The following is an 18,876-nucleotide window of genomic DNA, read 5'->3' on the forward strand; positions in this document are numbered from 1 at the left end:
GATTGAATGTATCTTAACCAATTCCGGGCACAAAGAATGACCTGATGAAAAAACATAGGACATAAAAACATTTTTTGGGAAAGATGAAACAAACAGAAGAATATGATATAATATATTAATGATTCAGTTGCATGCTGTTAGGGTATGTATAGTGTCAGGTGCATTGGTAAGTTGCTGAATATCAACCTAATCATCACCGTAAGAACTGCAATATGGCTTCAACTTAATGAGGTAGATCTTTTCGGCATTCTCTTTAAACGGAGTAATTTTATTCCACACGTTTTGGGAGGGATCCATCATGGCAACGAAAGGTCACAATGAGGTTAAGGAAAGTCTGCGGGAAATGACACGAATTTTCCGGCCTAAAGATCCGAAAAAATTTGTAAAGGAGTATGTCCGGAAGTACCATATTATGGGAGGCTATGAAGAAGAGCTTACTCTTGTTGTTGAGCATGAACTTGGCAAGCTGAATTCCTCCGTTTCGTAACCTGTAATAGCACCTGGTCTATAGAAATATCACCAACACGCATCGCATCTTCACCTTGTTAATGACTAATGACATGAACCATTTAGATTCTATGGTTAAACCGTTTTTGGGACTAATGTCCCGAAAGCGGTTTTTTTGCGTTTGTCAGCCTCCGTTTTTAGTCAACAGGCTCCTACTTCCTCGAAAAGTCCATTTTCTAGGGGTATTTTGCAATTGTCCCCACATATATTGTTAGCAATCGATCCGATTAGGATATAAGGGAGTGGACAGATGTGAGGATACAGCTGAGACGGAAGGAAGAGATCGGACATATCCGCGAGGCGGGACGTATATTGGCTGCGTGTCATCGTGAAATAGCGAAAGTTATTAAACCGGGGATCACAACGAGCGAGATCGATGCCAGGGTCGAGAAGTTTCTGGAGAAGAACGGAGCCTTTCCCGAGCAAAAGGGCTATAAAGGATTTCCATACGCCACTTGTGCATCAGTAAATGATGTGGTGTGTCACGGTTTTCCCGACCAGAGGCAGCTGAAAGCGGGGGATGTCGTGACCATAGATATGGTGGTGAACAAGAACGGATGGCTGGCGGACTCCGGCTGGACCTATGCGGTAGAAACGGTTTCCCCAGAAGTAAAGCAGCTGATGAAACATACGCATGAAGCGTTGTTTAAAGGGATCGAGGCGGTACGGCATGGGGCAACCTTGGGTGACGTGGGCTATGCGATCGAGCAGGTTGCCGAAAGGGAAGGCTACGGGATTGTAAAATCGCTAGTCGGTCATGGCATCGGCCGGGCCATTCACGAACCGCCCGATGTGCTGAACTATGGAATTCCGGGAAGGGGACTCAAACTCAAACAAGGAATGGTGATTACCATCGAGCCGGTGTTCACCCTGGGACCTTCGGGTGCCGTGTTCTGGGGGGATGACGGCTGGACCATATCCAGTGCGGATGGATCGGTAGGCGTACAGTATGAGCATACCATTGCGGTTACTCGTGAAGGTGCTGTTATTCTGACGGATTAAGATCACGAAAAATATACCATAATAATAGAAGGTATTCTTTGCGATGTTGCCTAGGCTTGCGGAGAACACCTCCTTTATCATGGGGGCTCAGATGAACGTGGAGTGGCTGCAAACAGATTCAAAATGGCGGAAATGACTGTATATATAGCTATGAAGGCTGTCGCTGACGGGTTGCAGAGGATGTCGAATGATAGGTCGTCGGGTGGGGGATACTGCTTGAAAGCGATTGCAAAATCAGTAACGGCGCGACTTTGACGACTTTTCGAACAATTTGTGAACTCCCTGTGAATGATTGACAAAAGCAACCCATGAACTTATATTTAATAAGTGATTGCTTTAATTGACAGGATTACTTCATCCGTGATTGTGCAGGTAGATTACCGCTGTTTGCGCCGGATGGTAGTCTACGAAAATCGGAAAAGTGGGGTAGATCAATGATGAAACGGTGGCAGGCTGTAAAGCGTCTTCTTCCTTTGATGGCCATGTTTGCTTTGGTGTTATCCGGCTGCGGCCGAGAGGATTTGTCGGTCTTAAGACCACAAGGTCCGGTAGCACAAGGTCAACTGGATTTAATTAAGCTCTCCATTTCGATTATGACCGTCGTAATGGTTGTGGTATTTGGAATTGCCGCATACGTGCTTGTTAAATTCCGTAGAAAAAAGGGACAAGATGAAATTCCTGAGCAAGTAGAAGGTAACCATAAGCTGGAGATTATTTGGACGGCGATTCCGCTGCTCTTGGTTCTCGTGCTTGCAGTTCCTACTATTCAAAAGGTATTTGCTTACGGAGAGAACGACTGGAACAATCCAGAAGCAGTTAAGGTGGAAGTTACTTCTCATCAGTTCTGGTGGGAGTTCAATTATCCAGACTACGGCGTAAGAACCGCTCAAGAGCTGGTTATTCCTGTAGGCAAGAAAATTGCGTTCCAATTAAAAACGAATGATGTGCTTCACTCCTTCTGGGTACCATCGCTCGGCGGTAAGATGGATACAAACACAGAAGGCAGCGTTAACTACATGACTCTGGTTGCTGACAAAGCGGATACATACATTGGTAAATGCGCAGAGTTGTGCGGTCCTTCTCACGGCTTCATGGAATTCCGGGTGAAAGCGGTTGACGATGCGGCATTTGACAAATGGGTTGCGGCATTTAAAGAACCTGCAGTGCTTCCTGCGGATGCGGCACTCGCCGAGAAATTCAAGACCAACTGCCTTTCTTGCCACGCTGTGGGCGACCAAGGCGGAGCGATGGGTCCTAACCTGACCGGCATTGGATCACGTGAGACGATTGCGAGTATCTTGCTGAACGACATAAGCGGCAAACCAGGCACAAAGCCGACGAAAGACAACCTGGTGGAATGGCTGATGGAGCCTCAGGCTGTAAAACCTGGCAACACGATGCCTAATCCGAAGGATCTCGGCTTCAGTGATGAAGAAATCGAGCAGATCGCCGATTACTTGGCCAATTATAAGTTGGATAATTAATACAGCAGCAAGAACTTTAAAAGGGGGTACAAACCTTGGCTCACGCTCATGCTCAAAGCCATAGCGTCAAACGCTACACGGGGTTAATGGATTGGCTTACAACCGTTGACCACAAGAAAATCGGTATATTATACCTGATAGCGGGCGGCTTATTCTTCGGGATTGGCGGTATTGAAGCGATTCTGATTCGCTTGCAGCTGATCAAGCCGATGAACGATCTAGTATCAGCTCAGGTATTTAACGAATTGATTACCATGCACGGAACGACGATGATCTTCCTTGGCGTAATGCCAGTTATCTTTGCCGTGATGAATGCGGTCATTCCGCTTCAGATCGGTGCACGTGACGTCGCGTTTCCATTTTTGAACTCGCTCGGATTCTGGACATTTTTGTTCGGTGGAATTTTGCTTAACCTTAGCTGGATTATGGGCGGAGCCCCTGATGCGGGCTGGACATCCTATACGCCGCTATCCACAACGGACTATTCATCTACACATGGTGTAGACTTCTATACGATAGGTCTTCAGATTGCAGGTCTGGGTACGTTGATCGGTGGTATCAACTTCCTGGCTACCATCATAACGATGCGTGCACCTGGAATGTCATTCATGAGAATGCCAATGTTTACATGGACGGCTTTCATTACATCGGCCATGATCCTGTTCGCATTCCCTGCAGTTACGGTAGGTCTCGTATTGCTCAGCTTTGACCGTTTGCTCGGTGCCAATTTCTTTGATGTTGCGGCTGGCGGTAGCCCCGTGTTGTGGCAACATATTTTCTGGATCTTCGGTCACCCTGAAGTTTACATTCTGATTTTGCCGGCATTCGGTATTATCTCAGAAGTAATTCCGACATTCTCCCGTAAACGTTTGTTCGGATACAGCTCCATGGTATTTGCAACCATCCTGATCGCCTTCTTGGGCTTCATGGTTTGGGCTCACCATATGTTTACGACAGGTCTTGGACCTGTAGCGAATGCGCTCTTCTCCATCGCAACGATGCTGATCGCCGTTCCTACCGGTATCAAAATCTTTAACTGGCTGTTTACAATGTGGGGCGGTCAAATCCGCTTTACCAGTGCAAACCTGTTCGCGATCGGTTTCGTACCGACGTTCGTTATGGGTGGGGTTACCGGTGTCATGCTGGCATCTGCTCCTGCAGACTTCCAGTACCATGATACGTATTTCGTTGTAGCTCACTTCCACTACGTTATCGTTGGTGGTCTGGTATTCGGTTTGTTTGCCGGACTCCACTACTGGTGGCCAAAAATGTTCGGTCGCGTACTGAACGAAACGCTTGGCAAATGGACGTTCTGGTTGTTCGCAATCGGCTTCCATTTGACATTCTTCGTACAGCATTTCCTTGGACTGCTAGGTATGCAGCGGCGGATTGTCTCATACTTGCCGAACCAGAATTTTGACGAACTTAACTTTATAAGTACCATCGGCGCAATCTTGATGGGTATCGGCGTTTTGGCTTTCCTGGCAAACGTTGTTGCCACTTCGAGAAAACCGGTTGGTGCTCCGAACGATCCATGGGAAGATGGCCGTACGCTCGAGTGGAGTATTCCTTCTCCACCGCCAGAGTACAACTTCAAGCAAATTCCGCTTGTTCGCGGCATTGACGCTTATTGGAAAGAGAAGATGGCAGGCAATAAAGAGATGACACCATCCGAACCGGTTGGTCCGATTCACATGCCTTCGCCAAGTATTCTACCGTTTGTAATGTCACTGGGTCTGTTTATCGCGGGTCTTGGTTTCATGTTTAGCACGGAGGACTTCTCGAATTCGTTCATGAGCTTAATCTTCAATAAATATATTGTTCTGATTGTTGGTCTTCTGATTACGTTCGCGGCTATGATCGCTCGTTCCCTGTACGATGATCATGGATATCACATCGAAGTTGAAGAACTGGAAGGGGAGGGGAAAGCATGAGTCACGCTGAACATGTAAACGGCGAACTTCCTCACGAGCCGGAGAAGGCAACACTCGAAGGCCGTAATAAGGTTCTTGGTTTCTGGCTCTTCCTCGGTGGAGAGGCCGTGCTCTTCGGTACGTTGTTTGCAACGTTCCTGGCGCTTCGCGGCCAGAACAACGAAGGCCCAACCGCAGCCGAGCTGTTCTCTCTGCCAATTACGGCAGCAGCAACGCTGATATTGCTTGTCAGTTCCTTGACCAGTGTGTTCGCCATTCAGGCGCTTCACCGTCACAATATCGAGAAGCTGAAGTTGTGGCTGATCGTAACCGTTGTTCTGGGTCTTGGGTTCCTTGGCCTTGAGATTTATGAGTTCTATGAATATGTTGTGCATGAATCGTTTAACATGAAGACGAGTGCATTCTCGTCTGCATTCTATACGCTGGTTGGCTTCCACGGTGCCCACGTTGCTTTCGGGGTTGTGTGGATCAGCCTGTTGATCGCTCAGCTGTACAGAAAAGGGTTAACCGTGGTTACAGCACCTAAGGTATATGTTTCTGCCATGTACTGGCACTTTATCGACGTTGTATGGGTGTTCATCTTCTCGGTCGTATACCTTCTTGGAAAGGTGGGCTAAGGAATGACTGCGAATCAACAATCTAATGAGGGGCCTACAGTTAAACACCGCCATCGTGTGGAAGGCCCTGAGAAACACATTGTTGTCTTTATTTTCTCCATTGTCCTGACTGCGATTGCTTTTGCGGCTGTCGCAGCCGGTGGCATCAACACAGCATTTACGATCATCATTTTGCTGGTTATGGCTGTGTTGCAGGTGTTCGTACAAATGGGTTACTGGATGCACTTGAAGGACAAAGGGCATCTAATGCCAATCCTGTTTATGATTGGCGGCTTCTTCGTAGCTAGTACCTGTATTGTCATGGCACTGTTCTGGGTTTGGTGGTAGAATGAAAAAGAGGTGGGCTACTTTCAGCCCCCTCTTTTTTTAAATCGTAGGTAGGTGTCACAATTTGGACAGAATTTAACCCGTTATGGGGAGGTTTTTGCATGCTGGGCTTAGAATATTTTAGTTTTGCAGATAAATGGAGTCCCTTGTTCCTAGCATTTATGCTGCTCGTAACAGCAGGTTACTTCCTGTTGACCGGGCCGCTGAGCAATCGATTCGAAGGGAGTGCTCCGGTTTCCGCAGGGAGGAGAACACTGTTTGTAGGCGGTATGCTTGCGTTCTATCTTGCACAGGGTGGACCCATTGAACTGCTGGGGCATACGATGTTCTCGTTTCACATGGTCAGTATGGCAATGTCCTATTTAATGGCGATGCCGCTCTTGATTCTGGGTATTCCTGTTTGGATGTGGCGTGCCTTCGATAAGGTCAATCCGTTTAAGAATCTCGGTTTCCTTGCACGTCCGATTGTTGCCGCGGTTCTGTTTAACGGCTTATTTTCTTTTTATCACATTCCGGTTATCCATGATTTTGTTATGTTGAATTTCTGGGTGCACCGTTTGTACTATTCAATCCTGTTTATCGCCTCGCTGCTGATGTGGTGGGCCATTATTAACCCGATCCCGGAGAAGGACAAGTCCTCAGGGCTTTTGAAAATGGGGTATATTTTTCTCAATATGGTCTTGCTGACACCGGCATGTGCGCTCATTATTTTCTCGAGCGAGCCGATGTACGCAACTTATAGCGATCCGGTGGTATGGGCAAAGGCGATGGGGTACTGCGTAGCTGGCGATACCTCGGCGTTGCTTAGTAAATTCGGCGGACCTGAGTTCTTTGGTTATCTAGAGCCTGCAATTGACCAGCGAGTGGGCGGGATCATCATGAAGTTTTTCCAAGAGATTATTTTTGCTTCGATGCTGGCCTATGTGTTCTTTCATTGGTACAAACGAGAAAATCAGGAAGACGATCCTTTGCCTGGCGAGATTCCTCCCGGCAAGCTCAATCAGGCGTAACAGGATTATTGAAGGGGGATCCATATGGATTGGTTTTTTATATTTCCCACGGTCAGTACAACGTTTATTGTCATCAGCGCCGTGCTGGTAGCGATTGGCTGGGGTCTTATTATTAAGGGGAAGCGCGAAGCCCACAAGAAAGTGATGATCTGGGCGGCCGTCGCGGCTGTCATCTTCTTTATCATCTATTCCTCGCGCACCGTATTCATCGGCAACACGTCATGGGGTGGTCCCGATGATCTAAAGCCGTATTATCAGGTATTCCTGGTCTTCCACATTGTACTGGCTACCGTAGCAGCGGTCTTTGGGATCACGACATTGACCCTCGGCTTTAAGGAGAAGTATTCCAAGCACCGCAAGTGGGGCAGAGTTACGTCGATCATCTGGTTCTTTACCGCCATTACCGGCGTAGCCGTGTATACCTTGCTTTACTTGTTATATCCGGGCGGGCATACTCAGCCTGTATGGAAAGTGATATTTGGAATGTAAGCGTGGGAGAACACCCGTCAGAGAGATCTGGCGGGTGTTTTTTAATTGGCAGGGCGGCTCATTATTCAAGAGCAATTTGAGGGCGGGGGTGGGGGAGTGTATCCGTTCCGGTCGCTGTTGAAACCAGGAAACTTGGGAATAGATGAGGTGGTTGTTTCCCGGTTTCAAAGGCGAACGCCAGGTCTCCTCCACGGCTACACTCCCTTGTGCATGGAAGCTCTGGAATGAGCCGCAGTAGGGGAAGGTGACACCCGGCAGGAAACCTCTGCCGGGAATTTTTTTACAACTTCTATTGACACTGTTTATATACACACTATATACTGTGTATAAAGATATACACAGTGAGCACAGTAATCACACTAAGCACAGTGAAACTTAGACTGCGATGATAAAACGAAATGAATATATGAAGGAATGAAAGGATGAGACGCATTGCAACAGGTTTTCCATAATGCGATGAAGATCGTGAAGAAAGACTTCGCAAGCGATAAGTTCCAACTCATATGGACGATACTGTTCATGCTGTATCTGGGGCTTTCCACGAGTTTCGTCATAAACGTTCAGTTTGAGCATCTAGAGGAATACAACAACCCATTTGTCGATTTTATCATGGTGCTTTTTGCTCCTTTTGTAGGTTTTGTATTTAACAGAAGGTCCTTCAAATATTTGAACGAGGATTCATACACCCGAATGCTGTACTTTTACCGGAGCATACCGGTGCCGGCTTCCGCGATTTTTGTTAGTCGGATCATAAATAGCCTGATCGCTTTTGCCATCAACAGCATCGTGTTTTATGGATTCATCTACGCAATGGGGAATCACCTAAGAAGTGCGATGGCTATTCCCGAATATATCGCCTTTATGCTGACGTGGGTCGGTGTCGGATTTTTATTAACGGGGCCTTATATTTACTGGGAAAACATGTGCAGCGGCAAGGTGTATCTCAGGAATACCGCTCTTCTGAATCCGCTCATTGCCGGATCGGTAGCCGTACTAAGCCTTCTGGGATACAGCATATTCGAATTCGTAGCGGATGCCGCCATGAAATGGGGACTGTTATCCCCGGTGATGTGGGGCTCGTTGATTGCGGGATTGGTGTCTATGATGCTTATGAGCAAATTAACATACATTCGGCAGCAGACCCGGGATTTATCATGAAGAATATGAAGATGAATCCGTATGGCATGCGACGGCACGGGTTTATGTTCTTAGAAAAGCGAGGTGGTAAAAGGTGCGACTTCTGATACAGATCAATGAAAATAGCGCAGAGCCTTTATATCACCAGATTGAAACACAGCTGCGCTCGCTCATTATTAGCGGTCAGATCGAGGAGGGAACGCTATTGCCATCCATTAGGGAATTTGCCGGGAATCTGAAGTGTAGCGTTATTACGGTGCGCAGGGTGTATCAGGATCTTGAGAATGAAGGGTTGCTGCGAACGAGACAAGGTACGGGAACTTTTGTTGCTGGTGTCGGCGACCAGGCCCGAGAACAATATAAACGCGATGCGGTTATAGAGGCATTAAGGATTGCTGTAGATAAAGGGCTTGCCGTTCAATTCAATGAAGATGAGATGAAAGAGATGTTCATGGAAGTTGTCCGCGAAAAATATGACACAAAAGGAGGTCGCTAACATTCCATGGAACCGCATGTTATTGAGTTTCGTAATGTCATTAAACGACGGAAAACGAAAACCATCGGTCCGATACAATTATCGATCCCTCAAGGATATATTGTTGCTCTGGTGGGGCCTAATGGCTCGGGGAAAAGCACCTTGCTGAACATGATGATGCAGACCGTGTTTCCGGACGAAGGTGAGATTACTTGGTTCGGCGAGCCTTACCGGGGAGAGCTTCCCGTCTCCATCCGTAAACAAATGGGCTTCGTACCTGAACAGCTGAGCGTAGAGGAACAGAATATGTCGGTGGATGAAGCGGCCAGCTTTCGCGCATCCTGGTATGACACTTGGGACGGTTATTTTTTCGATGAGCTGTTATCCCGGTTCGATGTCCCGCGGGGCGTAAAACTTCGCAAGATGTCCAAAGGGGAACGACGCAAATTTGAGATTGCCGCTGCACTTGCGCCAAGGCCCAAGTTCTTGCTGCTGGATGAACCTTCTTCCGGTCTTGATCCTTTCGCTTGGAAGCTGATGATCGATCAGCTGCACAAAGTGATGAAGTCCATGGACACAACAATCGTGCTCTCAACCCATGTGGTGGATGAAATTCGTCGTCTGGCGGACTACGTCATTCTAATCCATCATGGGAAGCTGCTGGGCATGGTGGAGAAGGACTCGCTGCTGGATAACTGGAAGGAGTGCTGGATTCAAGAGGATGCCTCCATTGTCGAGGAGCTGCCGGGTATTCTGAGTTTCAAACAAGAGACAGCGACTACGATTTCTTTTATAACGACGGAATGCTTGGAAGTGGAGAAGATCCTGCAGTCTGCAGGCATACCGTTTATTCAGACCCGTTCCCTGGAGCTGGATGAAGTGCTTCGATTATGGATTGACGGAAACATTCCTGCCAACGTGCAGAACTAGGATAGAGAGGGGTTTTTACGATATGCAACGCTTGCAATTAGACAATGTAGTTAAGATTTATGCGGACAAAACGGCGGTAAACCGGATTTCGCTTCAGGTTGAGGAAGGTGAAATCTACGGACTGCTGGGTGCGAACGGCGCCGGCAAAACAACCACCATGCGAATGGTGCTTGGATTGATCTACCCGGATGACGGAACCATTCTGTATAACGGAAAGCCGTATAACAAGGAACTGCGCCACATTATGGGTTACTTGCCGGAGGAGCGCGGGTTATACCCGAAAGTGAAAGTCAGTGAGCAGATTTCCTACTTGGCACAGCTGCGGGGCATGTCCGCGAAAGACGCGGATAAGAGTCTGAAATACTGGTTGGAACGGTTTGAAGTACCTGACTATTACGATAAGAAGATTGAGGAACTGTCCAAGGGTAACCAGCAAAAAATGGGCTTTATCGCAGCGGTTGTTCATGACCCGCAAATTCTGATTCTGGACGAAGCCTTCAGCGGACTGGATCCGGTGAACGTCGAACTTCTGAAATCAACAGTAAAAGAACTCCGCGACAAGGGCACAAGCATTCTGTTCTCCACCCACCGGATGGAACATGTTGAGGAGTTGTGTAAGAACATTACCATTCTGCATCGCTCCAATACGGTAGTGAAGGGGAATCTGAAGGATATCAAATCCAAGTATCCTCGTGAAGAAGTGGTGCTCGGCACGTCCGGTGAAGTCGGGGGTCTTGAAGCCCTGCCTGGCGTAACGGCTGTGGAGCGAACAGAAGACGGCTACTCCATCCGGATCAGCCAGGTTGAGGCAGCGCAAAACATTTTGAATACAGCCATGTCGCAAAGCACGATCCATCGGTTTGAAGTGAAGGAGCCGACACTCAATCAAATCTTCATAAAGGCGGTAGGTGAATCCAATGAATAATATGTGGACCGTTATCCGATTTACGTTCATGAATAAAATAAGAACAAAGTCCTTTCTCGTTTCAACCTTGATTTTTGCACTCATTATTACGATCGGGATCAATCTTCCTTTTCTGATCCAAATGTTTACGGGAGATAAAGCAGGCTCTGAAGAAACCACCCGCATCGGTCTGGTATACGGACAGGAGCAGACGCTCGCTGAACAACTCGAGACTACCTGGAGTAACCTGCCGACAACCTCCTATGAATTGGTAAAATACGAAACAGCTGATGAAGCCGCTCTGAATAAGGATATTAAAGATGGCGTAATCGAAGGTTATCTGAAATTCGAAGCACAAGAAGGCAATACGTTCCCGACCGTGGTCTACAGCTCTGAAGATGAGGCTATGAGCCCGGAACTGCAATCCAATCTGCAAGCAGCTCTGCAAGTGGCAAAGACACGCAGCATTGTAGACGGACTTGATTTGTCCGATGCGCAGATTAATGAACTGAATCAACCGGTTCAAATTGACGCTCGGAGTATCGATCCTACAGAAACAGGTAACGCTGACGGAGCTTCCGGAGAGAAGGAAGGAGCTTCCGAGGTTATTAACTACATTGTTGTGTATGCACTGATTATTCTCTTCTTCTTCACTTTGATGGGGACAGGTAACATGATCGCTTCGGAAGTAACAACAGAGAAGAGCTCCCGCATTATGGAGATTTTGATTACAAGCGTATCTCCGCTGAGCCAAATGTTTGGTAAGGTTATTGGCATGTTCCTGCTGGGACTGTCCCAGATCGCGGCATTTGGAGTTGTAGTTGTTGTGAACTTGATACTGCCGCACAATATAGATACATTGAAGGACATGAATCTCGATCTGACAGCCATAGATCCGATGCTGCTGGTGTTCGGTTTAATCTTCTACATCCTTGGCTATTTCTTGTATGCGATGCTCTACGCGGCTATCGGTTCGATTGTCAGCCGTACCGAGGATTTGGGGCAGGCGGTCATGCCGATTACGATGCTGTCCCTGGTGGCATTCTATATCGCCATCTTTAGCCTAAGCGCTCCGAATTCGATGCTGATGAAGGTATCCACCTACATTCCGTTCATCTCGCCGACCACGATTCTGGTTCGTATCGGCCTTGGCAGTATCCCATTCTGGGAGATCCTGCTTTCGCTGGCGATCCTGATCGTATCCATCCTCGTTTTCGGTTGGCTGGCTGCGAAAATCTATCGGACCGGTGTCCTGATGTACGGCAAGCGCCCTACATTCAAGGAGCTTAGAAAAGCGATGAAGGCTTATAAGATGTAAGCATAGATAGTACAAATATGTGTGGTGTCACTATGAATATATAAACTGCATTCATGGTTTATGGTTAATATGTAAGGAGAAACGGAGAGGTGACTCTCCGTTTTTTTTTGATTTTTATATGTATTTTCCAAGTCATGCTTAACAGGCTTCGTTCGCAGCCTATGAATTTCCTATGTTACGACGTACAATGGGTATTTAACGTCTAGCATCCATAGGGCTCGGCTGTATATATTTTTGTGTGCTGTCAGTTGAAATCAGATTTTACAACTTCTATACAAGATGATCTAACTTATCATATATCGACTTGCTACACTTGTTGAGTCATTGAAGATATCAGCATGTACCGATTAATCGGAGTAAGGAGATCGTATGAAAAGGAAAAACAGAAAACAGAGTCAACGCCGCCAAGCGATATTGGTGGTCATTGTTGTTGCTTTGATAGGAATGATTTGGTCGATCCATGAGCAATTTTCACCCTCGGTTTCCGCGGAGCTAAAAGTTGCACTGTTCCCAAAAACGGCAGTGCCACAAGAAATATCCCAACGCTACAAAATCGTGATCGATCCAGGGCATGGAGGTAAGGATCCTGGTGCGGAAGGAGTCAGCGGAAACCATGAGAGAGCGTACACACTAGCGCTGTCACAGAAGGTATTCGACCTGCTCCAGCAAGAGCCAATGTTCGAGGCGTACATGACACGTACGGACGATACTTTTGTCGATCTAGAGGATCGTAACCAATTCGCAAACGATCTTGATGTGGATGCAATGGTCTCCATTCATGGGAACACCTATGCAGATCCCGATGTATCTGGCACCGAAACATATTATTACGCGGACGATAGTATTCCGTTCGCACGCGAGGTGCACGAGCACTTGGTGGAGGCCACTGGATTCAGGGATCGCGGTGTGAGAAAGGAAAGTTGGAAGGTACTGACGGGAAGCAACAATCTCGCAATTCTGTTGGAGGTAGGGTTCCTCACGAACCCGAGCGATGAAATGGAGATGCTTAGCGAAAGCCATCAGGATCGAACCGCTCAGGGCATAGTGGAAGGGATCAAAGATTATTTTACGGGTAGAGAAGATTGGAAAGGGGTTCGTGACACAACTGAAACTTCATAGAAGGGCTAGATAAATAATGAGAATATCACGAAATGATAATAAAAAAAGCAGGGTAATCAAGGCGAGAAGAAGATTAGTCGTTGTTCTAGCAGCTAGCTTCCTAATGATCTTTTTAATAGGGAAACTCACTGCTGCTCCTGAAGAAGATGTCGTAGCCAAAGAAAATATCGTACAAAGTACCGAACAACCAGCCAAACAAAAAAGGTCAGATGGAAAGCTTGGGGACAAAGTTGTTTATTTAACATTTGATGATGGTCCTACTACGTTAACGGATCAATTCTTAGATTTATTAAAAGAGCAAGATATACAAGCTACCTTTTTTATGCAAGGGACGAATTTACAAAAAACCGACTTACAGGAAAGTGTCAAACGAGCCACAGAAGAAGGCCATTATGTTGGAGCTCATAGTATGTCGCATGATTACAAAAAGTTATACCATAACGGACAGTTTGTATCAGAGATGAAAGAAACACTGTCTCTAATTGAAGATATTACAGGTACAAATCCTAAGTTGGTTCGTCCACCTTATGGATCAGCACCCGGATTGGAAAGTGAACAGGTTCGTAATCAAGTTGTGAAATCTGGAATTAAGGTTTGGGATTGGACCATTGATTCTAAAGACTGGGATTTAAAAGATAATCCAAGCCAAATTGTAGAAAACATTAAAAGGCAAACTAGAATTGACAGAGAAGTGATACTCATGCATGAAAAACCACAAACCTTACAAGCGCTTCCCGAAATCATTGCATTTTACGAGGGAAAAGGATATGAGTTTGCTGTATATAATGACGCAGACCATTTTTCGGTTAACTTCCAAAATGACAAACGTTTGTAAAAGGTATTTGGCTCTCGCCAAGTTAGTGCTTGAGCCTAGGACACGGTTGCAATTTTAATGTGGCTTCGTTATCGTAGCTTTAAGATCGTGACTATTATTTGTGTTAGGAGATTCAGAGGCATGAGCAAAAAGATTTTGATTGTTGAGGACGATGTTCATATATCCAAAATCATTAAAATGAATCTCAATATTGTGAGCTACGAAACGATGGAGGTTTACGATGGCGAAGCTGCGCTTGAGCTGGTGCAACAGGAAAAGTTCGATCTTATTTTGTTGGATGTCATGATTCCGAAACTGGACGGTTTTGAGCTTATGAAACGCATAAAGCCGTACAATATTCCGGTTATTTTTTTGACGGCGAGAAACTCGGTTTATGATAAGGTGGACGGGTTGAAGCTGGGGGCTGATGATTACATGGTCAAGCCTTTCGAAGCGATTGAGCTGCTGGCCCGTATAGAAACGGTACTGCGAAGATATGAAAAGGAAGAACAGGTGATGGCATTCCAAAACCTGCTCGTCGATCTGGACAAACGGGAAGTAACCAAACAGGGGAAAGTTGTAGAGCTAACGCCCAAAGAATATGATTTGCTTGTCGTTCTGTTGAAAAACAAGAACATCGCCTTATCCAGAGAGCAGTTCATCGATAAAGTATGGGGCGGCGATTATTATGGCGAAACAAGAACGGTTGATATGCATATTAAATCACTGCGCAAAAAACTAGAGCTGCAAGATCATATCAAGACCATTTATAAACTCGGCTATCGGCTGGAGGATTGAGGGGAATGAAATTTTGGCAAAAAATTTATGTCTTCTCGATTCTAGTTTTCGTCATTATCTTTAACGCAGCCTCCATTATGGTTATCGAGCGCAGCCATAATAGGATGCTTGAGCAGGAGATCAATAGCGCGTTAAGCCAAAATATGAGTATTCAATCCAGTGTTAACGCGATTGTGCCGATCCTTCGCATCTATGATTCGATTGATTACGAGAAAACCGTATTAACGAGAATCGGTAATGAATTTGTGGGTACCAATCATGAACAGCGTGTGTATTTGGATATCAGAAATCAGAAAAATCGGGTAGTCTTCAGTAATACCGATTTCCCAATACCGACACAACGTGAGGAACTGGGCAAGCTGGGCACGGATGAAATCCATTATGTTTTACGGGATATCGGTGAGCGAACGATCCTGTTCACGTCAAGTATGGTGGATGTTAACCGTACAAGCTATCTATTTACTTATATGGTAGATGTCACCTCGTTATATCAGGACCGTGTAGATCAGTATCGGTTCTTTGTGCAAGTGGATGTGGTGGCTTGTTTCCTCTATATGTTGATCATGTTTTTTGTAAGCCGGGGACTGACGAGATCGATTGATCGGCTGGGTCGAACTGCTCAGGTTATCGCACAGGGGAATTTCTCCGAACGCGTCCAGTTAAAATCAAAAGACGAAATCGGGATGCTGGCCTACAATTTCAACAATATGGCCGCTGTTGTGGAGGACACCATCACAGAACTTGAGCGGAACAATCAAGAGAAACAACGGTTTATCAATAATTTCACACATGAATTAAATACGCCGCTGACTTCGATTATCGCCTATGCGAATTTTATGAGAACAACCAAATATGATGAGGAAACGTTTCTGGACGGTCTCAATGTGATTTATTCAGAAGGCAAGCGATTACAGATGTTGTCCATGAAGCTGATGAATTTGATTGTGTTGCAAGAGGATCAATTCGAAATGGAGCCGCACGATTTGGGAGCGATTATAGCTGAAATCAAGCCTGCGCTGGACATGATGGCCAAAGAAAAGCAGGTGACGATCGTCGCGAAGTGCGAGCCGGGCGAGCTGAGATTGGAGAAGGATTTGATCAAAGTTCTGATCTTCAATCTGGTGGACAATGCAATCAAAGCTTCGGATGAACAGCAGACCATTACGCTGCGCGTCGTATGGCACAACGGAGATTGTGTGCTTGAAGTGACGGATCAGGGCATTGGGATCGCTAAGGAACATCAGGATAAAATTTTTGAACCTTTTTACATGGTGGATAAATCGAGGACAAGAAACGGTAAAGGGGCAGGTCTCGGTCTTGCGTTATGTCAAAATGTCGCGAGTGTCCATAATGCCGTCATTCGGGTAACCAGCAATGAAAACCAGGGTACTACCGTAGAAGTCGTATTCTCGCTTACCCATCCGAAAGGTGGGATAAAGGAATGAACAAACTTATTTTAGTTATCATTTGTGTGTCGTTCATCATCCTGACGACAGGGTGCCAGAGCGTTTTCAATACGATTCCCAAAGATACCGTCATGGTTAAAAAAATAATCAGAGAGAACGAGAATATGGAGGAGGAATATGAGGGCGTTCTGTCCCAGGATGCGGTGAAGACACTTAGTCTTAATGCAGTAAATAAGTACTTCGATGAAAACTTGACGAAGGACGAGCTTCAATTTGAGTTGGCGGTTATTGACCAGAACAAGTTTAAAGTTATGCTAAATGAGGCGGAAAAGGGCCTCGTTGTTACACCAACAGGGGTTTCAGCAGCGGTTCCAGAACTAAAGGTGAACGATCAAATTGATTTTGCTTCGTATTCTAGCGGCGTATATTATACGACGCTGACCAAACCAACCGATCCTGATCAAGGCTATCAAATCGTGCTGAATGCGAGGGACGGCGATGTCATCAGAGCTGTCAGAAGGCGAGAAACGATGCAGGATCATGCCAAGTCTACGGTGGAAGACGATCGAATGGTAAAATATCATATGAACGAAGTTGAACCTCTCGCAACAGAGTTTATTCAGGATAAAGGGAGCTATCCGTTGTCCGATATAACGCTGAATGAGGACATGACGCGCTCGGGCGGTGTTGTGGAATTGTATTACATGAGCAAGGACGGGGAGAAGTTAAAATATAATGTTACAGTCGATTTGAAACGAAATGAAATTATCGGATTCAGTAAGGATGTCATGGCGCTGCTTAGTTACTATTCCAGGCTCTAAGCAGACCTGCCCGCCTAACCCAGTGCTGCAAGACCACACCAAACGCTTTTAGCGGCGATAAGCAAAGGACTGTCAGGGAATCATTTATCTCTGACGGTTCTTTTTTTTACTTTTACAACTTCATTACAAGTCGATCTAACTCCTCATATATCCCTGTACTACACTTAATGGAGTAACTTTCGCGGGATGATCGCGGAGAGATCGATTATGGGAAGGAAGAGAAACAATGAAAAAAGCGATGATAATTCTATTCACGTTCATCATGGTCATGGTCTCTGCTTGCAGTGCCCCTACTGGCGGCAATCAAGGGGGAGCACAGACGACAGATAAAACCAGCAGTAACAGTAATAATCAAGCTAAAGAAGATGAAGGAATGCCGGTTGATGAAACGAAGGACGGCAAGAAAACCGTTGTTGTCTCGCTGCTTGCAGCGGACGATTTCTTCCTGCAAGCGAAACAAAAATACGAAGCCCAGCATCCGAATACGACGATTGAGTTCAAAGAGTTTCCTGCTGAGGGGGCCATGCTGTCCCCGGCTGAAGTGGAAAGATATGCAAAACAGACCACTACGGAGGTTTTATCAGGTAAGGGAGCGGATTTATATGCTGTTTCAGTTGTTCCCCTGCCCATTGAGAAGTTTGTTAACAAAAAGGCTTTTGTTAATTTAGAAGAGCTAATTAAGAGGGATAACACTTTTGATCCCAGCCTGTACGAATTGAATATTATTGAAAATTCCCGAATGAATGACGGTATTTATACCCTTCCATTAGAGTTTCACTTAGAAGTTTTGTTTGGGGATGCTGCAAATATCGAGAATGCTGGTGTCACCATCGATGATAAGAAGTGGACATGGAGCGATTTTGCAGAAATAAGCAAAGAGTTGGCTAATAAGGGAGGGTATTCCGTCTCCATGGACAATTGGCCTCCGGAACAGCTGTTAAATAACCTTGTATCCGACAATTATGCCAAATTGGTCAATGGGCGGACCGCATCGTTTGACTCCGCGTTATTCATAGATTTGCTGAAGCAAGTGAAATCATTGTATGACGACAATATTATCACGTCGGAAGTCATGGGCGGTTCGCAAAAAACTAATTTCTTACATTCTAGAATCCTCTCCCCTTCAGATTATCTTGTCCGTCTCAGTTTATATTATGATAACGCAAAAATCTATCAGAAGCCGCATTCAGCCGACCAACAATCAGGTGTATCCTTTAGCGTGACCAGAGAGCTAGCGATGAATGCAAATTCTACGGTCAAAGGGGAAGCGTGGAATTTCATGAAGTTCTTAATGTCGGAAGAGATGCAGTCCTACTCGAAGCTATCTTATATTTCTATAAATAAGGCGGTCAATGATAAAGCTATTCAAGATGTAGTGGAGAAAGGGATTAATGATCCTAAGGCTGGCAAGGTCATTAAAGCAACCGAAGAGAATCTTCAACCATTTAAGGAATTGGTATCGGAGGCTCGTTTAAGAAATTATGGATACGATGACGAACACAACATGTTTTCAAAGATCATCGCCGAGGAGGCCACAGCATTCTTCACGGGTCAGAAATCTGCCGAAGCCACTGCTGAGCTCATACAGAACCGGATAACGACCTATTTGAATGAATAAGTCCCACGCTTATTTCACTGGGCAAAAATCGCCCGAAGAGGTGGCAGCGCTTATTCAAAACAGGGTGACCACTGTATTAAACGAATAGGAAAGCAAAGAGGGATGGCCCTAAACAGTTGGTGCAGGGTTCATTCTCTCTTTTTCGAAATGGTGAAGGAGGTACAAG

At 45.9% G+C, this 18,876-nt stretch carries 19 protein-coding genes; all 19 read left to right on the forward strand.

Annotated features, from left to right (window positions below):
- Positions 1-298 precede the first annotated feature (298 nt).
- On the forward strand, positions 299-487 hold the full coding sequence (locus MKY48_RS03835; RefSeq protein WP_006208082.1) for a hypothetical protein: 189 nt from the start codon (positions 299-301) through the stop codon (positions 485-487).
- Positions 488-759: 272 nt separating this feature from the next.
- Complete coding sequence (gene map / locus MKY48_RS03840; protein WP_339292306.1) at positions 760-1,509, forward strand: type I methionyl aminopeptidase; 750 nt, start codon at positions 760-762, stop codon at positions 1,507-1,509.
- Between the two features lie 434 nt (positions 1,510-1,943).
- Complete coding sequence (gene coxB, locus MKY48_RS03845; RefSeq protein ID WP_215163281.1) at positions 1,944-2,993, forward strand: cytochrome c oxidase subunit II; 1,050 nt, start codon at positions 1,944-1,946, stop codon at positions 2,991-2,993.
- A gap of 35 nt (positions 2,994-3,028) precedes the next feature.
- Positions 3,029-4,927, forward strand: a complete 1,899-nt coding sequence (gene ctaD / locus MKY48_RS03850) for a cytochrome c oxidase subunit I (RefSeq protein WP_215163282.1) — start codon at positions 3,029-3,031, stop codon at positions 4,925-4,927.
- Positions 4,924-5,544, forward strand: a complete 621-nt coding sequence (locus tag MKY48_RS03855) for a cytochrome (ubi)quinol oxidase subunit III (RefSeq protein WP_009590523.1) — start codon at positions 4,924-4,926, stop codon at positions 5,542-5,544. The genes ctaD and MKY48_RS03855 overlap by 4 nt, the downstream gene beginning before the upstream one ends.
- Before the next feature lie 3 nt (positions 5,545-5,547).
- Positions 5,548-5,871 carry a cytochrome C oxidase subunit IV family protein gene (locus MKY48_RS03860; RefSeq protein WP_071222061.1) on the forward strand — a complete coding sequence of 108 codons (324 nt, stop codon included), beginning with the start codon at positions 5,548-5,550 and terminating at the stop codon, positions 5,869-5,871.
- Between the two features lie 101 nt (positions 5,872-5,972).
- Positions 5,973-6,881, forward strand: a complete 909-nt coding sequence (gene ctaG, locus MKY48_RS03865; RefSeq protein ID WP_076325997.1) for a cytochrome c oxidase assembly factor CtaG — start codon at positions 5,973-5,975, stop codon at positions 6,879-6,881.
- A gap of 24 nt (positions 6,882-6,905) precedes the next feature.
- Positions 6,906-7,370: a DUF420 domain-containing protein gene (locus MKY48_RS03870; RefSeq protein ID WP_339270169.1), complete on the forward strand. Its 465-nt coding sequence runs from the start codon at positions 6,906-6,908 to the stop codon at positions 7,368-7,370.
- A gap of 432 nt (positions 7,371-7,802) precedes the next feature.
- Positions 7,803-8,528, forward strand: coding sequence for a hypothetical protein (locus tag MKY48_RS03875; protein ID WP_339292307.1), 726 nt, complete (start codon positions 7,803-7,805; stop codon positions 8,526-8,528).
- 73 nt (positions 8,529-8,601) lie between these two features.
- Entirely contained in the window at positions 8,602-9,003 is a 402-nt protein-coding gene (locus MKY48_RS03880) for a GntR family transcriptional regulator (protein ID WP_098741842.1), read from the forward strand.
- 6 nt (positions 9,004-9,009) lie between these two features.
- Entirely contained in the window at positions 9,010-9,912 is a 903-nt protein-coding gene (locus tag MKY48_RS03885) for an ABC transporter ATP-binding protein (protein WP_076325993.1), read from the forward strand.
- A 22-nt stretch (positions 9,913-9,934) separates the two neighbouring features.
- On the forward strand, positions 9,935-10,837 hold the full coding sequence (locus tag MKY48_RS03890) for an ATP-binding cassette domain-containing protein (RefSeq protein ID WP_339270175.1): 903 nt from the start codon (positions 9,935-9,937) through the stop codon (positions 10,835-10,837).
- Complete coding sequence (locus tag MKY48_RS03895; RefSeq protein ID WP_339292308.1) at positions 10,830-12,134, forward strand: ABC transporter permease; 1,305 nt, start codon at positions 10,830-10,832, stop codon at positions 12,132-12,134. Before MKY48_RS03890 ends, MKY48_RS03895 begins: the two co-directional genes overlap by 8 nt.
- Before the next feature lie 369 nt (positions 12,135-12,503).
- Positions 12,504-13,253: an N-acetylmuramoyl-L-alanine amidase gene (locus MKY48_RS03900; protein WP_339292309.1), complete on the forward strand. Its 750-nt coding sequence runs from the start codon at positions 12,504-12,506 to the stop codon at positions 13,251-13,253.
- 16 nt (positions 13,254-13,269) lie between these two features.
- A complete protein-coding gene (locus MKY48_RS03905; protein WP_339292310.1) occupies positions 13,270-14,088 on the forward strand; it encodes a polysaccharide deacetylase family protein in 819 nt (272 codons plus the stop codon).
- 120 nt (positions 14,089-14,208) lie between these two features.
- Complete coding sequence (locus tag MKY48_RS03910) at positions 14,209-14,865, forward strand: response regulator transcription factor (protein ID WP_213647895.1); 657 nt, start codon at positions 14,209-14,211, stop codon at positions 14,863-14,865.
- A 5-nt stretch (positions 14,866-14,870) separates the two neighbouring features.
- Positions 14,871-16,310, forward strand: a complete 1,440-nt coding sequence (locus MKY48_RS03915) for a HAMP domain-containing sensor histidine kinase (protein WP_339292311.1) — start codon at positions 14,871-14,873, stop codon at positions 16,308-16,310.
- Positions 16,307-17,092 (forward strand): hypothetical protein, encoded by a 786-nt coding sequence (locus MKY48_RS03920; RefSeq protein ID WP_339292313.1) that lies wholly within the window; start codon positions 16,307-16,309, stop codon positions 17,090-17,092. The genes MKY48_RS03915 and MKY48_RS03920 overlap by 4 nt, the downstream gene beginning before the upstream one ends.
- Positions 17,093-17,318: 226 nt before the next feature.
- A complete protein-coding gene (locus tag MKY48_RS03925) occupies positions 17,319-18,710 on the forward strand; it encodes an ABC transporter substrate-binding protein (RefSeq protein WP_339292314.1) in 1,392 nt (463 codons plus the stop codon).
- The last annotated feature ends 166 nt before the right edge of the window (positions 18,711-18,876 follow it).

This window comes from Paenibacillus sp. FSL W8-0187, from assembly GCF_037969755.1.
GTDB lineage: Bacteria > Bacillota > Bacilli > Paenibacillales > Paenibacillaceae > Paenibacillus_AQ.